15 protein-coding genes are annotated in these 15,064 nt (G+C 69.5%); 6 read left to right on the top strand and 9 right to left on the bottom strand.

Features of this window, described 5'->3' with window-relative positions; translation table 11 throughout:
- Nucleotides 1–24: 24 nt before the first annotated feature.
- Together ASG96_RS10060 and ASG96_RS10055 are read left to right on the top strand one after the other, a co-directional pair.
- The gene (locus tag ASG96_RS10060) at nt 25–501 is read left to right on the top strand and encodes a ribonuclease domain-containing protein (RefSeq protein WP_057587859.1); all 477 of its coding nucleotides are present in this window, start codon (nt 25–27) and stop codon (nt 499–501) included.
- Nucleotides 498–845, top strand: coding sequence for a barstar family protein (locus tag ASG96_RS10055; protein ID WP_056753971.1), 348 nt, complete (start codon nt 498–500; stop codon nt 843–845). The genes ASG96_RS10060 and ASG96_RS10055 overlap by 4 nt, the downstream gene beginning before the upstream one ends.
- A 123-nt stretch (nt 846–968) precedes the next feature.
- On the opposite strand, the gene ASG96_RS10050 is transcribed toward ASG96_RS10055, so the two are convergent.
- The 8 genes from ASG96_RS10050 to ASG96_RS10015 form a co-directional block, all read right to left on the bottom strand.
- Nucleotides 969–1,985 carry a DnaB-like helicase C-terminal domain-containing protein gene (locus ASG96_RS10050; RefSeq protein WP_056753968.1) on the bottom strand — a complete coding sequence of 339 codons (1,017 nt, stop codon included), beginning with the start codon at nt 1,983–1,985 and terminating at the stop codon, nt 969–971.
- Between the two features lie 82 nt (nt 1,986–2,067).
- Complete coding sequence (locus ASG96_RS10045) at nt 2,068–3,537, bottom strand: NAD-dependent succinate-semialdehyde dehydrogenase (RefSeq protein WP_057587858.1); 1,470 nt, start codon at nt 3,535–3,537, stop codon at nt 2,068–2,070.
- Nucleotides 3,538–3,592: 55 nt separating this feature from the next.
- Nucleotides 3,593–4,840 carry a saccharopine dehydrogenase family protein gene (locus ASG96_RS10040; protein WP_057587857.1) on the bottom strand — a complete coding sequence of 416 codons (1,248 nt, stop codon included), beginning with the start codon at nt 4,838–4,840 and terminating at the stop codon, nt 3,593–3,595.
- 6 nt (nt 4,841–4,846) lie between these two features.
- Entirely contained in the window at nt 4,847–5,641 is a 795-nt protein-coding gene (locus tag ASG96_RS10035) for an ABC transporter permease (protein ID WP_056753958.1), read from the bottom strand.
- Nucleotides 5,641–6,555 (bottom strand): ABC transporter permease, encoded by a 915-nt coding sequence (locus ASG96_RS10030; RefSeq protein WP_057587856.1) that lies wholly within the window; start codon nt 6,553–6,555, stop codon nt 5,641–5,643. The genes ASG96_RS10035 and ASG96_RS10030 overlap by 1 nt, the downstream gene beginning before the upstream one ends.
- Entirely contained in the window at nt 6,548–7,669 is a 1,122-nt protein-coding gene (locus tag ASG96_RS10025) for an ABC transporter ATP-binding protein (RefSeq protein ID WP_057587855.1), read from the bottom strand. Before ASG96_RS10025 ends, ASG96_RS10030 begins: the two co-directional genes overlap by 8 nt.
- Nucleotides 7,666–8,913, bottom strand: a complete 1,248-nt coding sequence (locus ASG96_RS10020) for a PotD/PotF family extracellular solute-binding protein (protein WP_056753947.1) — start codon at nt 8,911–8,913, stop codon at nt 7,666–7,668. The genes ASG96_RS10025 and ASG96_RS10020 overlap by 4 nt, the downstream gene beginning before the upstream one ends.
- 127 nt (nt 8,914–9,040) lie before the next feature.
- A complete protein-coding gene (locus ASG96_RS10015; RefSeq protein ID WP_057587854.1) occupies nt 9,041–10,489 on the bottom strand; it encodes a gamma-aminobutyraldehyde dehydrogenase in 1,449 nt (482 codons plus the stop codon).
- A 113-nt stretch (nt 10,490–10,602) separates the two neighbouring features.
- Between ASG96_RS10015 and ASG96_RS10010 the strand changes: the two genes are divergently transcribed.
- From ASG96_RS10010 to ASG96_RS09995, 4 genes are all read left to right on the top strand, one after another.
- On the top strand, nt 10,603–11,106 hold the full coding sequence (locus tag ASG96_RS10010) for an Lrp/AsnC family transcriptional regulator (protein ID WP_056753941.1): 504 nt from the start codon (nt 10,603–10,605) through the stop codon (nt 11,104–11,106).
- Nucleotides 11,103–12,542, top strand: coding sequence for an aspartate aminotransferase family protein (locus tag ASG96_RS10005; RefSeq protein WP_056753938.1), 1,440 nt, complete (start codon nt 11,103–11,105; stop codon nt 12,540–12,542). The genes ASG96_RS10010 and ASG96_RS10005 overlap by 4 nt, the downstream gene beginning before the upstream one ends.
- 171 nt (nt 12,543–12,713) lie before the next feature.
- Entirely contained in the window at nt 12,714–13,391 is a 678-nt protein-coding gene (locus tag ASG96_RS10000; protein ID WP_057587853.1) for a hypothetical protein, read from the top strand.
- A 185-nt stretch (nt 13,392–13,576) separates the two neighbouring features.
- Nucleotides 13,577–13,948: a VOC family protein gene (locus tag ASG96_RS09995; RefSeq protein ID WP_082588545.1), complete on the top strand. Its 372-nt coding sequence runs from the start codon at nt 13,577–13,579 to the stop codon at nt 13,946–13,948.
- 96 nt (nt 13,949–14,044) lie between these two features.
- On the opposite strand, the gene ASG96_RS09990 is transcribed toward ASG96_RS09995, so the two are convergent.
- Nucleotides 14,045–14,983, bottom strand: a complete 939-nt coding sequence (locus ASG96_RS09990; RefSeq protein WP_057587852.1) for an AEC family transporter — start codon at nt 14,981–14,983, stop codon at nt 14,045–14,047.
- Between the last annotated feature and the right edge of the window lie 81 nt (nt 14,984–15,064).

Genomic DNA, 15,064 nt, shown 5'->3' with positions numbered 1-15,064 from the left:
TGCCTGCTCGGGCATGATGGCGAGGTGAAGACGCTCGGCTCGCGCCAGGTGCTGCTCGGGGTGCTCGCCGTGGCGCTCGTCGTGCTGGGCTGGGTCGTCGTGCGCGCCGCGCAGGGCCCGTCGGCGCCGGCCGGCTCCTCGGCCCGCGACGCCTCGGCGACCGGCCCGTCCGTCAGCGGCACCGCCGGGTCCGGCGCCACCGACCCCGTCTCGGGACTGCCGTGGGTCGCCGAGTCGGCCCTGCCCGCACAGGCCAAGGAGACGCTCGCCCTGATCCGCGCCGGCGGCCCGTTCCCCTACCCCCGCAGCGACAACCGGACGTTCGACAACCGCGAGCGGCTGCTACCACCGCACACGAGCGGCTACTACCGCGAGTTCACCGTCGTGACACCGGGATCCGACGACCGCGGGGCCCGCCGCATCATCACCGGCAGCAGCGGCGAGAGATACTGGACCGACGACCACTACGCGTCGTTCAGCCGGATCAGGGAGGGCACGTGACGACGTTCCTCGGCCGGCACAGCGAGGCAGACGACCACATCGCCCAGCTCGTCTGGCTCGGCCACGACGTACGCGTCGTCTCCGGCGGGGACGACAAGGCGGGCGTGCTCGAGGCGTTCGCCACGGGCCTCGACCTGCCCGACTGGTTCGGGCACAACTGGGACGCCCTGCTCGACGCGCTCCGCGACCTCGACGCGCCCCGCGGCGTGCCCATCGAGCTCGTCTGGGACCACGCCGCGTCGCTGCGCGCGCGTGACCGCACCGCCTTCGACACCGTCGTCGACATCCTCGAGCAGGTCGCCGACGAGCGCGACGACCTCCACGTCACCGTCGTCACCCGCTAGCCCCGCCGGTCCCTCGGGACCGAGGAGGTATGCCGTCACGCCACCCGTGCGCGACGCCGCGGGCCGCGGACGCCACCGTACTGTCTACCCGAGCGGACGGCATACGCCATCGGGTGCGACGGGTCAGGAGACGAAGACCCGGTCGTCGATGAGGCGCTCGGTGACCTCCTGGCCCTCCGTGTGGAACCGGCCGTGCTCGAAGTCCTTGGCGAACTCGAGCTCGACGTGGGCCTTGCCGTGGCGGTTCTTCTCGACGCTGACGACCGACCAGCCGCGGAAGCGCTGGATGTTGCCGAGGTTGTAGACGAGGTGCTCGCGGGAGACGACGTCGACCTTGTCGTTGACGATGAGGACGACGTCGGCCTCGAAGGCCAGCGCTGACGACCCGCGCAGGTCGTGGGTGCGCATCCGGTGGCCGGAGGCGAGCGCCTCCTTGTCGGCGGCCGAGATCGCGACGACGGGCACGCGCGCGGACAGGGCGAGGTCCTTGAGCCCCTCGGCGACGGCGGTGATCCGCTCGTCCTCCTCGGCGCCGTCGGCGGGCACCTTCTGGATGTAGTCGAGCAGCACGAAGGGCGCCTGGCCCGTCGCCTCCGTGACGCGGTCGACGGTCTCGCGGACCGTGTCCAGCGTCGTCGTCGCGCCGGACGACTCGTGGATCTGGAGGCGGTCGCCGTAGCCGCTGAGCGCGGCGAGGGCGCGGCCGCCCCCGGGGAGGGCGCCGAGGACCGCGTCGAGCGAGCCGCCGTGGACGGCCGTCTCGAGGGCGTGGCGCACGTCGATGACACCGGCCACCTCGCCGGGGTCGCCCTCGGCGGCCTCCATCGAGATCAGTCGCTCGAGCAGCGTGTGGCTCTCGTGCTCGTAGGAGAGCACCAGGGCGCTCGCACCCGCGGCGACGACGTTGCGGGCGAGCTGCAGCCCGATCGTCGTCTTGCCGTGCCCGGCCGGGCCACCGAGCAGGACGAGCTCACCGGAGCGGAAGCCGCCGGTCAGGACGGTGTCGAGCGCCGGGAAGCCCGTCGACCACACGCGCGCGCCGGCCGGGGACCCCCGTCGCAGCACGTCGTCCGTCTCGGTGAGGAGGGCGTCGAGCGGTCGCAGGGATCCCGCGTCGCGAGGGCCGGCTGGTGTGACCATGCGCAGATTGCACCACAGGCCGCCCACGCGTCGGGCCGGTTCGGCGAATGTGCCGAGCGCGCGGCACCGTCGACCCGAGACGTCAGAGCGCGATGCCGACGTACTTCGTCTCGAGGTACTCGTCGATGCCCTCGAAACCGCCCTCGCGCCCGACACCGGACGCCTTGACGCCGCCGAAGGGGGCCGCGGGGTTGGACACGATGCCTTGGTTGACGCCGACCATGCCGTACTCGAGCGCCTCGCTCATCGTGATCGCCCGCGAGAGGTCGCGGGTGAAGAGGTAGGCGACGAGGCCGTACTCCGTGTCGTTGGCGAGGCGGATCGCCTCGGCGTCGGTGCGGAACGTCGTGACCGGCGCGACGGGACCGAAGATCTCCTCGCGAGCCATGTCGGCGTCGGTCGGCACGTCGGCGAGGACCGTCGGCTCGTAGAACCAGCCGGCGCCCTGGGGTGCCGAGCCTCCGACGAGGACCTTCGCGCCCTTGGCGACGGCGTCGTCGACGAGTGCCGACACCTTGTCGCGCGCCTTCTCGTCGACGAGGGGTCCGACGTCGACCCCCTTCCTCGTGCCCTTGCCGAGCGTCAGGGCCCCCATCCGCCGCGCCAGCTTCGCAGTGAACTCGTCGGCGAGGGACTCGTGCACGTAGAAACGGTTGGCCGCGGTGCAGGCCTCGCCCATGTTGCGCATCTTGGCGAGCATGGCGCCGTCGACCGCCTTGTCGACGTCGGCGTCCTCGAAGACGAGGAACGGGGCGTTCCCGCCGAGCTCCATCGAGACGCGCAGGATGCCCTGCGACGCCTGCTCCATGAGCGAGCGCCCGACGGGCGTCGAGCCGGTGAAGGTCAGCTTGCGCAGCCGCGGGTCACGGATCAGCGGCTCCATGACGTCGCCCGTCGTGGCGTGGGACGTCATGACGACGTTGAGCACGCCGTCCGGCAGGCCGCACTCGCGGAGGAGGTCGGCCAGGGCGAGCATGGTCAACGGCGTCTGGCTGGCCGGCTTGACGACCATGGTGCAGCCCGCCGCGATGGCCGGACCGATCTTGCGGGTGCCCATCGCGAGCGGGAAGTTCCATGGCGTGATCATCAGCGTCGGGCCGACGGGCTGCTTCATCGTCATGAGGCGGGTCGCGCCGTTGGGGGCGGTCGACCAGCGTCCGGAGATGCGCACGGCCTCCTCGGAGAACCACCGGAAGAACTCGGCGCCGTAGGCGACCTCGCCACGGCTCTCGGCGAGCGTCTTGCCCATCTCGAGTGTCATGAGCATCGCGAACTCCTCGGCCCGCGCGGTGATCTTCTCGTATGCCGCCCGCAGCAGCTCGCCGCGGTCGCGCGGCGCCGTGCGCGCCCAGTCGGCCTGCGCCGCCACGGCGGCGTCGAGCGCGGCCCGGCCGTCGGCGACCGAGGCCGCCGCGACGTGCGTCAGCACCCGGCCGGTCGACGGGTCGTCGACCGCGATGGTCTGCCCCTCGCTGCCGTCGCGCCACTGCCCGCCGATGAGCAGGCCCTTGGGCACCGAGTCGATCACTGACTTCTGCGTCACCGCTGCCATGCCTGAAACCCTATTCCTGTCGTGGTGCTCGTCCTCGGGGTCCCCGTCGGACGGTTCAGCGGTCGTCCATACCCCACGGGGAGCCGTAGCCCTCGGGCTTGGGCGCCGCCAGCAGGTCGAGGAACGGGACGGCGTCGAACGCCTCGGGTCCGAGCACGCCGGCGCCCTTCCACGTGCCGCCGGCGAGCAGCTCGAGCGCGACGACGGGGTTGACCGCGGTCTGCCAGACGACGCACTGGGCGTCGTAGCCCGCCATCGTCTCGGCGTTGTCGACGACGTGGTAGAGGTAGGTGCGGCGCGGCTGACCGTCCGTGCCCGTGCCCGTGACGAAGAGCCCGGCGCACGTCTTGCCCGTCATCCGCGGACCGATCGTGGCGGGGTCGGGCAGCGCAGCAGCGACGACGTCACGGGGCGAGACCTGCACGCCCTTGACGGTGATCGGCTCGGTGCGGTCGAGACCGAGCGTGTTGAGGACCTTGAGGATGGTGATGAACTCGTCGCCCAGGCCGTACTTGAAGGTGACCCGCTTGGCGTCGACCCAGCGCGGCATGAGGAGCACCTCCTCGTGCTCGACGTTGACGCACTCGACCGGCCCGATGCCCTCCGGGAAGTCGAAGACCTCCGGCTCGCTGAAGGGCGCCGTCGTGAACCAGCCGCGGTCCTTCTCCCAGACCACGGGCGGGTTGAGGCACTCCTCGATGGTCGTCCACATCGAGAAGCTCGGCGCGAAGATCTCGTTGCCGTCGTCGTCGTGGACGACGAGGTTGGCCCCGTCGCGTGTGCCGAGCTCGTCGATCTCGCTGAAGAGGTGGTCGGCGGCGTAGCGGGCGAAGACGTCGGAGAGCCCCGGCTCGACGCCGATGCCGACGAGCGCGAGGCGACCGTCGGCCTCCCAGTCGCCTGCCACGGCGAACTGCTCGTCGCCGAGCATGACGCCGACCTTCTCGTAGGGCTGCTCGGGGTGTCGCTGCGACAGGCTCATCGCCATGTCGAGGTAGTCGGCCCCGGCTGCCTTGGCGCCGTTGAAGACCGACATGTTGAACTTCGGGTCGACCGCGTTGAAGACGTGGGTCGCCCCGTGCTCGCGCGCGAGCGCCGTCACCGCCTCGGCCGACGAGGCGTCGACCTGGGCCGCGACGAAACGGGCCTCCCCCGGATGACGGCCGGCCACGGCCGAGACGGTGCGTTCGGCACGCGTTTGGTCGTAGTCGGCGACGACCCAGCGCTCGAAGAAGCCACGCTCGGCGGCGATGCGCGCGGCGGCGTCACCGACCCCGCCGGAGCCGATCATGAGGACACGCATGGGCGTTCAGGCCACCTGTCGGTTGCGCCGCTTGCCGATGACCTGACCGGTCACGACGAACAGCAGGGCGAGGAGGAACATCACGGTGCCGATGACGTACACCTGCACGGGCACCCCACGAGCCGAGGCACCCCAGACGAACATCGGGAAGGTGATCGAGCTCGGGCTGGCGTTGAAGTTCGTGATGATGTAGTCGTCGAAGCTCAGCGAGAAGGCGAGCAGGGCCCCCGCGGCGATACCCGGTGCCGCCAGGGGCAGCGTGACCCGGAGGAAGGTCTGGGCCGGGTTGGCCCCGAGGTCTGCGGCCGCCTCCTCGAGCTTGGGGTCGAGGGTGGCCACCCTCGCCTTGACGGCGACGACGACGAACGACACGCAGAACATGATGTGCGCGATGAGGATCGCCGTGCGTCCCGAGGGCACCCCGAGCATGAGGAAGAGCGTGAGCAGGCTCGAACCCATGACGACCTCGGGCGTGGCCATTGGCATGAAGATCAGCAGGTTGGTCGCAGAACGCCCGCGGAAGCGGTAGCGACCGAGGGCGAAGGCGATCATCGTCCCGAGCACGGTCGCCGTGAGCGACGCGATGACACCGATCTGCAGGCTGAGCCCGAGCGACTCGCAGATGCCTTGTGCCCCGCACGGGTTGGTCCAGGCCGCGGTGGAGAACTCGTTGAAGTTGTAGTTGTACTTGCCCTTGGGGTCGTTGAACGAGAAGGCCGCCACGATCACGTTGGGCACGAGCATGTAGATGAGGACCGCGATCGCGGCGAAGGCGATGAGGTGTCGTTTGATCCAGGCCATCAGAGCAGCTCCTCCGTTCCGGCCCGGCGCACGTAGACCGAGACCATGCCGACGATGAGGATGAGCAGGATGAACGACAGCGCGGCGGCCAACGGGTAGTCGAGCACGCGCAGGAACTGGCTGTCGATGACCGAGCCGATCATCGTCGTCTGGGTGTTGCCGAGCAGGCGGGCGTTGATGAAGTCACCGGCCGCGGGGATGAAGGTGAGCAGGGTTCCCGCGACGACACCGGGCAGAGACAGCGGCCAGGTGACCTTGCGGAAGGTCTGCCACGGTGACGCGTAGAGGTCGCCCGCCGCCTCGATGAGCCGTGGGTCCAGGCGCTCGAGCGAGGTGTACAGCGGCAGGATCATGAAGGGCAGGAAGTTGTAGGTCAGGCCCATGATGACGGCGAACTTCGAGTTGAGGAGCGAGTCGTTCGAGGTGAGGCCGACGGCCTGCAGCAGGTCGGTGATGTGCAGCTTCTGAGCCCACGTCGTGACGAACCAGTCGTCGGACAGGATCGTGCGCCACGCCAGGGTGCGGATGAGGAAGCTGGTGAAGAACGGCGCGATGACGAGCACGAGCACGAGGTTCTTGTAGCGCCCGGCCTTCTGCGCGATGAAGTAGGCCAGCGGGTAGCCCAGGAGCAGCGCGAGCACGGTGGCGGTGCCGGCGTAGAGGAAGGAACGCAGGTACTGCGGCCAGTACTGCCTCAGCGCGTCGGCGTAGATGCCGACGTTGCCGGTGAAGGTGTAGCCGTCGTCGACGTTGCCCTCCTGAAGCGACTGCGACCCCAGGGTCACCATCGGCAGCACGAAGAAGACGACGAGCCAGAGCAGACCCGGCAACAGCAGGGCGTAGGGCACCCAGTTGCGCCGGCGCCGTGACGGCGGCGCCGAGGAGCCGGTCGAGAGGACCGAGCCCTCAGCCATGGTCGTCCACCAGCTCCGCCCCGGCCTCGGCGTCCTGCGACGCGTCGAGGGCGAAGCCGTGCTGGGCCGCCCACGAGACCGTGACGTTCTCGCCCAGCGCCGCCCGTGCCGTGCCGTCGTTCTGCTGCACGACGATGAGCTCCTGGCCCCACGGCATCTGCACGGAGTACTGCGTGGCGACGCCGCTGAACGACACGTCGCGGACGGTGCCGCGCAGGTGGTTGGGCCCACCCGCCTCGCCGAGGCGCAGCTTCTCGGGACGCACCCCGAGCCACACGTCGTTGACACCGTCGGGCAGGTGCTCGCGGGAGACCTCGAGGTCGGTGTCGTGGGCCCGCACGGTGACGATGTGGTCGGTGCCGCCGGGGTTGACCGTCGCCCGCAGCAGGTTCGACTGCCCGAGGAAGTTGGCGACGAAGGTGGACTGCGGCTGCTCGTAGAGCGTGGCCGGGTCACCGAGCTGCTCGAGACGACCCGCGTTCATCACCGCGATGGAGTCGGCCATCGTCATGGCCTCCTCCTGGTCATGGGTGACGTGGATGAAGGTCAGGCCGACCTCCTGCTGGATGCGCTTGAGCTCGATCTGCATCTGGCGCCGCAGCTTGAGGTCGAGCGCCCCGAGCGGCTCGTCGAGCAGGAGCACGTCGGGCCGGTTGACGAGGGCGCGGGCCAGCGCGACGCGCTGCTGCATGCCGCCCGAGAGCTGGGTCGGCTTCTTGTCGGACACCTGTCCCAGCTGCACGAGCTCGAGCACCTCGTTGGCCTTGGCCTTGGCGTCCTTGTCACCGCGCCGACGCAGGCCGAACATCACGTTGTCGAGCACGCTCATGTGCGGGAAGAGGGCGTAGCTCTGGAAGACCGTGTTGACGTTGCGCTGGTAGGCCTTCGTGTGGGTGATGTCGCTGTCGCCGATGCGGATGCGGCCACCCGTGGGCTCCTCGAGACCCGCGATCATCCGCAGGGTCGTCGTCTTGCCGCAGCCCGAGGGTCCGAGCAGGGCGAAGAACGAGCCCTGCGGGACGGTCAGGTCGAGTGGGTGGACAGCCGTGAAGGAGGCGAAGGACTTCGTGAGGGCGACGAGGCCGAGATCGCCCTTTCCCTCCTGCTCGCTCATGCTGTGGTCAGGCCCGAGAAGAGCTTGTTGTACTTCGTCTCCTCCTCGGGGGTGAGACCACGGAAGACCTGTGCGCGGGACAGCACCTCCGGCGTCGGCACGATCAGGGGGTTCTTGCCGAGGTCCGGGTCGATCTTCACCAGCTCCTCCTTGGTGCCCTTGACCGGCGCGATGTAGTTGACCCACGCGGCGACCTGCGCCATCACGGCCGGGTCGTAGTAGTAGTCGATGAGCTTCTCGGCGTTCTTCTTGTGGTTCGCGAGCGCCGGGATGACGAAGTTGTCGGACCAGAGCGTGAACCCCTTCTCCGGCAAGGCGTACTGGATGTTGGGGTCGTCGAACTGCAGCTGCACGACGTCACCGGTCCAGGCCACGCACGCGGCGATGTCGCCCTTGGCGAGGCCCTCGGTGTACTCGTTGCCGGTGAACCGGAGGATCTGCCCGGAGTCCTTGGCCTGCTGGATCATGTCGATCGCGGCCTGGAAGTCGGCATCGGTGAAGGAGTCGATCTTCTTGCCCTGCTCCATCATCACGAGGCCGACGGTGTCGCGCATCTCGGTGAGCAACGTGACCTTGCCCTTGAGGGCGGGGTCGGTGAGCAGCTGCGTGATCGACTCGATCTTCTTGCCGCCGGTCGCCTTGAGGTTGTAGCCGATCCCGGCAAAACCGCTCTGCCACGGGAGTGAGTACAGCCGGCCCGGGTCGAACTCGACGTTCTTGAGGGAGTCCTCGAGGTTGGCCGCGTTCGGGATGTTGGCCAGGTCGAGCTTCTGCAGGTAGCCCTGGCGGATGAGGCGGGCGACCATCCAGTCGGTGCTGCACCAGACGTCGCGGCCGGTGTCCTTGCCGCCCTCGAGGAGCGGACGCACCTTGGCGTAGAACTCGTCGTTGTCGAGGTAGTCCTCGTTGTAGGTGACCTTGATGCCGGTCTTCTTGTAGAAGGCGTCCAGGGTCGGCCGCGACTTGCCGTCCTCGCTCGTGTCGATGTACTCGGTCCAGTTCGACCAGTTGACGATCTTCTCGGTGTCGGACATGTCCTGGGCCGCCGCCGCGGTCTTGGCCGGTGCAGCGGTCCCGGACGCGCCTCCGGAGGAGGGGCTCTTCCCAGCCGATCCGCAGGCCGCGAGGAAGGCCGCCGCGCTGACGCCGGCCGCCCCCATCATGGCCGACCGCCGGCTGACGAGACCGCGCATGAGGGCGGCGCGCAGGATCGGGTTGTCCTTGTCGAAAGAGCTCTCGTTCATGGGGTTCTTCTCCAGGGGTTTCGTGGGGGTCGGGGTGGAGGGTCGACGCTGACCCGAGCTGGTGTTGCTGGTGGGATGCCGTGTCCGACAGACGAGCTCGCGCCGCCCGGTGCGGACGGCGCGAGGCTCACGAGTCGATGTTGGCCATGACGTGCTTGATGCGGGTGTAGTCCTCGAGGCCGTACATGGACAGGTCCTTGCCGTAGCCGCTGTGCTTGAAACCCCCGTGCGGCATCTCGGCGACGACCGGGATGTGGGTGTTGATCCAGACGCACCCGAAGTCGAGCCGCTTGCTCATGCGCATGGCCTTGCCGAAGTCGCGGGTCCACACGGACGAGGCGAGGCCGTACTGCACACCGTTGGCCCACGCGAGCGCCTCGGCCTCGTCGGAGAACTGCTGCACGGTGATGACGGGACCGAAGATCTCGTTCTGGATCTGCTCGTCGTCCTGCCGGAGGCCCGCGAGCACGGTGGGCTCGAAGAAGTACCCCTCCCCCAGGCCCTGGGCCCGGCGGCCGCCCGCCTCGATGCGGGCGTGGTCGGGCAGGCGGTCGATCATGCCCCCGACGTGCGCGACCTGGTTCGGGTTGTTGACGGGGCCGAAGAGGGCGTCGGGGTCGTCGGGCATGCCGACCTTGGCCGAGCCCTTGGCGTACTCGGCGAGCGCGGCGACGAAGTCGTCGTGGATGCGTGGCCCGGCGAGGACGCGGGTCGCGGCGGTGCAGTCCTGGCCGGCGTTGAAGTAGCCACCGATGGCGATGCCCTCGACGGCGGCCTCGATGTCGGCGTCGTCGAAGACGATGACCGGCGCCTTGCCACCGAGCTCGAGGTGGACGCGCTTGAGGTCGCGCGACGCGCTCTCGGCGACCTGCATGCCGGCGCGGACCGAGCCGGTGATCGCGACGAGCGCCGGCGTCCGGTGCTCGACGAGCATGCGGCCGGTCTCGCGGTCGCCGGTGATGACGTTGAACGTGCCCTCGGGCAGGAACTCCGAGGCGAGCTCGGCGAGGAGCAGCGTCGTCTCGGGCGTGGTGTCGGAGGGCTTGAGGACGATGGTGTTGCCCGCGGCGAGCGCCGGGGCGATCTTCCACATCGCCATCATCATCGGGTAGTTCCACGGCGTGACCTGGCCGACGACCCCGATCGGCTCGCGGCGCACGAAGGACGTGTGGCCCTTCATGTACTCCCCCGCCGACTTGCCCTCGAGCACCCTGGCGGCGCCGGCGAAGAAACGCAGCTGGTCGAGCATCGGAGGGATCTCCTCGCTCCGGGTCAGCGCGTGCGGCTTGCCGGTGTTCTCGCCCTCGAGGCGGATGAAGTCGTCGGCGCGTGCCTCGATGGCGTCGGCGAACTTCAGCAGGGCGGCCTGGCGCTCGCTGGGGGTCGTGTCACCCCACGTCTCGAAGCCGGCGGACGCGGCCGCATACGCCCGGTCGACGTCCGACTGGACGCTGACGGGGGCCGTGGCCACGACCTGTGCGGTGGACGGGTCGACGATGTCGGTCGTCGCGTCGCCGTCGGGGTCGACGTACTGTCCACCGATGAAGTTGCGGAGCTGGCGCGGCTGCGAAGTCATGCGGGAATGCTAAACACATACCTTCGCAATCGTGAAGACTTGGCGAGATAAATCTTCGGAATCAGTTGTGGGGGGACTTGCCAACAGCGTGTTCCACAGGTCAGTATCGGCGCATGACGACGATTCGGGGCGTGGCCAACACCGGGGGAAACGGTGCCAAGAGACCCTCGGTCAATCTCGACGACGTGAGCAAGACCATCATCGAGCTCCTACAGCACGACGGGCGCAAGTCGTACGCGTCCATCGCGCAGGAGGTCGGGCTGTCCGAGGCCGCCGTGCGCCAGCGCGTGCAGCGCCTCCTCGACGCCGACGTCATGCAGATCGTCGCGGTGACGGACCCGCTGCAGGTCGGGTTCCAGCGCCAGGCGATGGTGGGGCTGCGGGTGTCGGGAGACATGACGTCGGTCGCCGACGCGCTGACCGAGATGGAGGAGGTCTCCTACGTCGTCACGACGGCCGGGAGCTTCGACGTGCTCGCCGAGGTCGTCTGCGAGAACGACACCCACCTGCTCGAGCTGCTCACGACCCGCATCCGCCCGCTCGCGGGCGTCACGGCGACCGAGACGTTCGTCTACCTGAAACTCAACAAACAGCTCTACAACTGGGGTACACGATGAGCATCAACCCGAACGAGGTCTGGGAACCCACCTCGGATCGCCGCACTCCCGCGGGCACCCTCCACTCCGAGGCCGCGCGCGACCACCTGTGGATGCACTTCACGCGCCACTCGGTCTTCGAGGACCGGGGCGAGGGCGGGCTCGGCCACTCCGTGCCGATCATCAGCAAGGGCCAGGGCTGGAAGATCTGGGACGACCGGGGCAACGAGTACATCGACGGGCTCTCCGGCCTCTTCGTCGTCCAGGTCGGCCACGGCCGCGAGGAGCTCGCGGAGGCCGCGGCCAAGCAGGCCAAGGAGCTCGCGTTCTTCCCGCTGTGGAGCTACGCGCACCCCAAGGCGATCGAGCTGGCCGAGCGCCTCGCGAGCCACGCCCCCGGCGACCTCAACCGCGTCTTCTTCACGACCGGTGGCGGCGAGGCCGTCGAGACCGCGTGGAAGCTCGCCAAGCAGTACTTCAAGCTGACCGGCAAGCCGACCAAGCACAAGGTCATCTCGCGCAACGTCGCGTACCACGGGACGCCCCAGGGCGCCCTGTCGATCACCGGCATCCCCGCCGCCAAGGAGATGTTCGAGCCGCTCGTGCCCGGTGCGCACAAGGTCCCGAACACCAACCTCTACCGCGCCCCCGAGCATCTCCAGGGCGACGAGAAGGCCTTCGGCCGCTGGGCCGCCGACCGCATCGCCGAGGCCATCGAGTTCGAGGGCCCCGACACCGTCGCAGCCGTCTTCCTCGAGCCGGTGCAGAACTCCGGTGGCTGCTTCCCGCCGCCTGCCGGCTACTTCGAGCGGGTCCGTGAGATCTGCGACGAGTACGACGTGCTCCTCGTCTCCGACGAGGTCATCTGCTCCTTCGGCCGCATCGGCTCGATGTTCGCGTGCGACGACTTCGACTACGTGCCCGACATCATCACGTGCGCCAAGGGCATGACGAGCGGCTACTCCCCCATCGGCGCGATGATCGCCAGCGACCGCCTCTTCGAGCCGTTCAAGCACGGCACGACGTACTTCCCGCACGGCTACACCTTCGGCGGTCACCCGGTGTCGGCGGCGGTCGCCATGGCCAACCTCGACATCTTCGAGCGCGAGGGCCTCAACGACCGCGTCAAGCAGAACGCCCCGATCTTCAAGGCGACCCTCGACAAGCTGCTCGACCTGCCGCTCGTCGGCGACGTCCGCGGCGCCGGCTACTTCTACGGCATCGAGCTCGTCAAGGACAAGGCCACCCGCGAGACGTTCAACGACGCCGAGTCCGAGCGCCTGCTGCGCGGCTTCCTCTCCAAGGCGCTCTTCGACGCGGGGCTCTACTGCCGCGCCGACGACCGCGGAGACCCCGTCATCCAGCTGGCGCCGCCGCTCATCATGGGTCCGGAGCAGTTCGACGACATCGAGTCACGGCTGCGTTCAGTGCTGACGGAGGCCGAGAACCACCTCTGACCCCAGACTTTCCGACTCCGTGCGTATGCCGTGGGGGTGTCGCCGGCCACGAAGCCACCCGTTCGCGGGTGGCTTCGTGCGTTACCGTGCCGGAACGCTGGTGCCTGCCGTTCGTTGGGGTAGGTATCCGACGAGTGCGACGCCGACGCACCGCCGACGCTAGGAGAAGACATGGGATTCCTCGACAAGCTGCTGGGCCGTGAGCCCCAGCAGCAGCAGCGCCCCCGGCAGGCCCAGCCGCCGACCGGACAGCCGTACGCCGTCCCGGCCCCGCGCGGGGGTGCCTCGTCCGAGGACGAGCGCGCCATCGCCCGCTACAAGTACCTGCTGCGCACCGCGCCGCCGGAGGACATCGAGAGGGTGCACACGGAGGCCTTCGCGAAGCTCTCGCCGGAGCAGCGCCAGATGGTGCTCCAGCGACTCAACGAGGACCTCCCCGAGGGTGAGCGTCCACGCAGCGACCAGCCGGCCGACCTCGCCCGGAGTGCGACCCGAGCCGAGATGAGCCGCCCCGGCTACCTCCAGGGTGCCTTCGGCGGTGGCCGAGGCGGCGGCATGGGCATGGGCGGCATGATCGCCGGCTCGATGCTCGGCACGATCGCGGGCGTCGTCGTCGGATCGGCCCTGGCCGACATGATGCTCGGCGGCTACGACTCGTCGCCCGAGGCGCAGGAGGCCGGCGACGCGACCGCCGACGCGGGTGACACGGGTGACACCGGCGACGCCGGGGGCGACGCCGGCGACGGCGCCGGGGACACGGGTGACGCCGGTGGCTCGGACTTCGGCGACTTCGGAGGCGGGGGCGACTTCGGTGACTTCGGCGGCGGCGGTGACTTCGGCGGCTTCTGACCCCACTCCGTAGCCAGGACCCCGACGCGGCCTTCGGTTCCCGTGGCCCACGACCCGCTCGCGGCCACGGATCCGGGCGTCGCGTCGGTGCGTCCCCGGTCCCTGTCCGGTGTCGGGTTCGTCCAAGACGACGGGCGCCCCCGGGGGCGATGCTGGGCGCTCATCCACCGACGAAAGGGACCCCGATGGCCATCGCCGCCCTCAAGATGCTCACCCTCGACAGCTCGGACGCACGCCGTGACGCCACCTTCTGGTCGACCGTCCTCGGCTGGGAGGTCGTGCACGCGCAGGACGAGTACGCCATGCTCACCGGCCCCGGCGGCGTGGCCCTGGGCCTCGGCCTGGTCGACGACCACGAGCCGCCGACCTGGCCGAACGAGCGCGGCACCAAGCAGTTCCACCTCGACCTCGCCGTCGACGACCTCGACGCGGCGGCGGCGGAGTGCGTCGCGGCCGGTGCGACGGTGCCCGACGACCAGCCGGGCGAGACCTGGCGCGTCCTGCTCGACCCGAGCGGCCACCCCTTCTGCCTCACCCAGGCCGCCAACTGGGCCTGAGACCCCCACACCTCGAGTGAGCGCACAACCCCACCCAAGTGAGCGGGTATCCCCATCTGGGTGACAGCGCTCACTCGACTGGGAGGGGGCGGGCGGTCAGACGCCGACGAGCCAGTGGAAGAGCGCGGCGATGCCGAGGATCACCGGCACCGACGCGAAGGTGCTGACGAAGATGACGTCGCGGGCGAGGTTGACCTCGCGCCGGTAGCGGACGGCATACGTGAAGATGTTCTGTGCCGTCGGGAGGGCCGCCGTCACGACGACGGCGAAGAGCGCCTCGCCGTGCAGCCCGAGCGCGAGGCCGACACCGAGCGCGATGGCCGGCATGAGCAGGGTCTTGAGGACGACGATCGTCCACACGTGCTCGGCGGTACGACCCGTCGCCGGACGCGGCCCGCGCCGCAGCGAGATGCCGAACGCGACGAGCATCGAGGGCACGGCCATCGCGCCGAGCAGGTCGATGGGCGCGGCGACGACGCGAGGCAGGTCGATGTCGAAGACGGCGATGAGCAGGCCGGCCACCGCGCCGAGGGTGATCGGGTTGCTGAACATCCGGCGCAGGCTCCGACCCAGCGTCGGGCGCTCGGCGCGGGCGTCGGTGTCGAAGAGCGCCATGTAGACGGGTGTGATGATGAGCAGCTGCATGAGCAGCGTGGGAGCGACCCACGCGACGTCGCCGAGGACGTAGAGCGCGATCGGGATGCCGAGGTTGCCTGCGTTGACGTATGCCGCCGAGAGGCTGCCGATGAGGCGTGCCCCGAGCGTCCCTCCCGCCCAACGGAACCGGGCGATGGCCAGGTAGATGCCGACCACGAGCGCGAAGCTGATGAGCGACGTGACGAGGTTGGCCGACAGGACGGCGTCGAGCGACGTGCGCTGCATGACGGTGAGCAGCAGCGCGGGCGAGGCGACGTGGAAGGCGAGACGGGAGAGGTTGACCTGCGCCGACTCGTCGAGCACCCGACGGTCGGCGAGCAGCCACCCGACCGCGACGATGATCGCGATCGTCGCGAATCCCTCGAGCACGCCGACCATGGCGGCGATCCTTCCAGCCGCGGTTGACGGGACGTCGCCCGGGTCCGCTCCTCGACCACCTCGGCGGGGCAGGATGGGCGG

Source organism: Terrabacter sp. Soil810 (genome assembly GCF_001429645.1).
Classification (GTDB): Bacteria; Actinomycetota; Actinomycetes; order Actinomycetales; family Dermatophilaceae; genus Terrabacter.
This window is presented reverse-complemented; position numbering and strand designations above follow the sequence as displayed.

Excerpts from the sequence above, each read along its gene's own strand:
- ASG96_RS10050 (WP_056753968.1), bottom strand. The coding sequence starts at position 1,985 with ATGGTCACACCAGCCGGCCCTCGCGACGCGGGATCCCTGCGACCGCTC.
- ASG96_RS10045 (WP_057587858.1), bottom strand. The coding sequence starts at position 3,537 with ATGGCAGCGGTGACGCAGAAGTCAGTGATCGACTCGGTGCCCAAGGGC.
- ASG96_RS10040 (WP_057587857.1), bottom strand. The coding sequence starts at position 4,840 with ATGCGTGTCCTCATGATCGGCTCCGGCGGGGTCGGTGACGCCGCCGCG.
- ASG96_RS10035 (WP_056753958.1), bottom strand. The coding sequence starts at position 5,641 with ATGGCCTGGATCAAACGACACCTCATCGCCTTCGCCGCGATCGCGGTC.
- ASG96_RS10030 (WP_057587856.1), bottom strand. The coding sequence starts at position 6,555 with ATGGCTGAGGGCTCGGTCCTCTCGACCGGCTCCTCGGCGCCGCCGTCA.
- ASG96_RS10025 (WP_057587855.1), bottom strand. The coding sequence starts at position 7,669 with ATGAGCGAGCAGGAGGGAAAGGGCGATCTCGGCCTCGTCGCCCTCACG.
- ASG96_RS10020 (WP_056753947.1), bottom strand. The coding sequence starts at position 8,913 with ATGAACGAGAGCTCTTTCGACAAGGACAACCCGATCCTGCGCGCCGCC.
- ASG96_RS10015 (WP_057587854.1), bottom strand. The coding sequence starts at position 10,489 with ATGACTTCGCAGCCGCGCCAGCTCCGCAACTTCATCGGTGGACAGTAC.
- ASG96_RS10010 (WP_056753941.1), top strand. The coding sequence starts at position 10,603 with ATGACGACGATTCGGGGCGTGGCCAACACCGGGGGAAACGGTGCCAAG.
- ASG96_RS10005 (WP_056753938.1), top strand. The coding sequence starts at position 11,103 with ATGAGCATCAACCCGAACGAGGTCTGGGAACCCACCTCGGATCGCCGC.
- ASG96_RS10000 (WP_057587853.1), top strand. The coding sequence starts at position 12,714 with ATGGGATTCCTCGACAAGCTGCTGGGCCGTGAGCCCCAGCAGCAGCAG.
- ASG96_RS09995 (WP_082588545.1), top strand. The coding sequence starts at position 13,577 with ATGGCCATCGCCGCCCTCAAGATGCTCACCCTCGACAGCTCGGACGCA.
- ASG96_RS09990 (WP_057587852.1), bottom strand. The coding sequence starts at position 14,983 with ATGGTCGGCGTGCTCGAGGGATTCGCGACGATCGCGATCATCGTCGCG.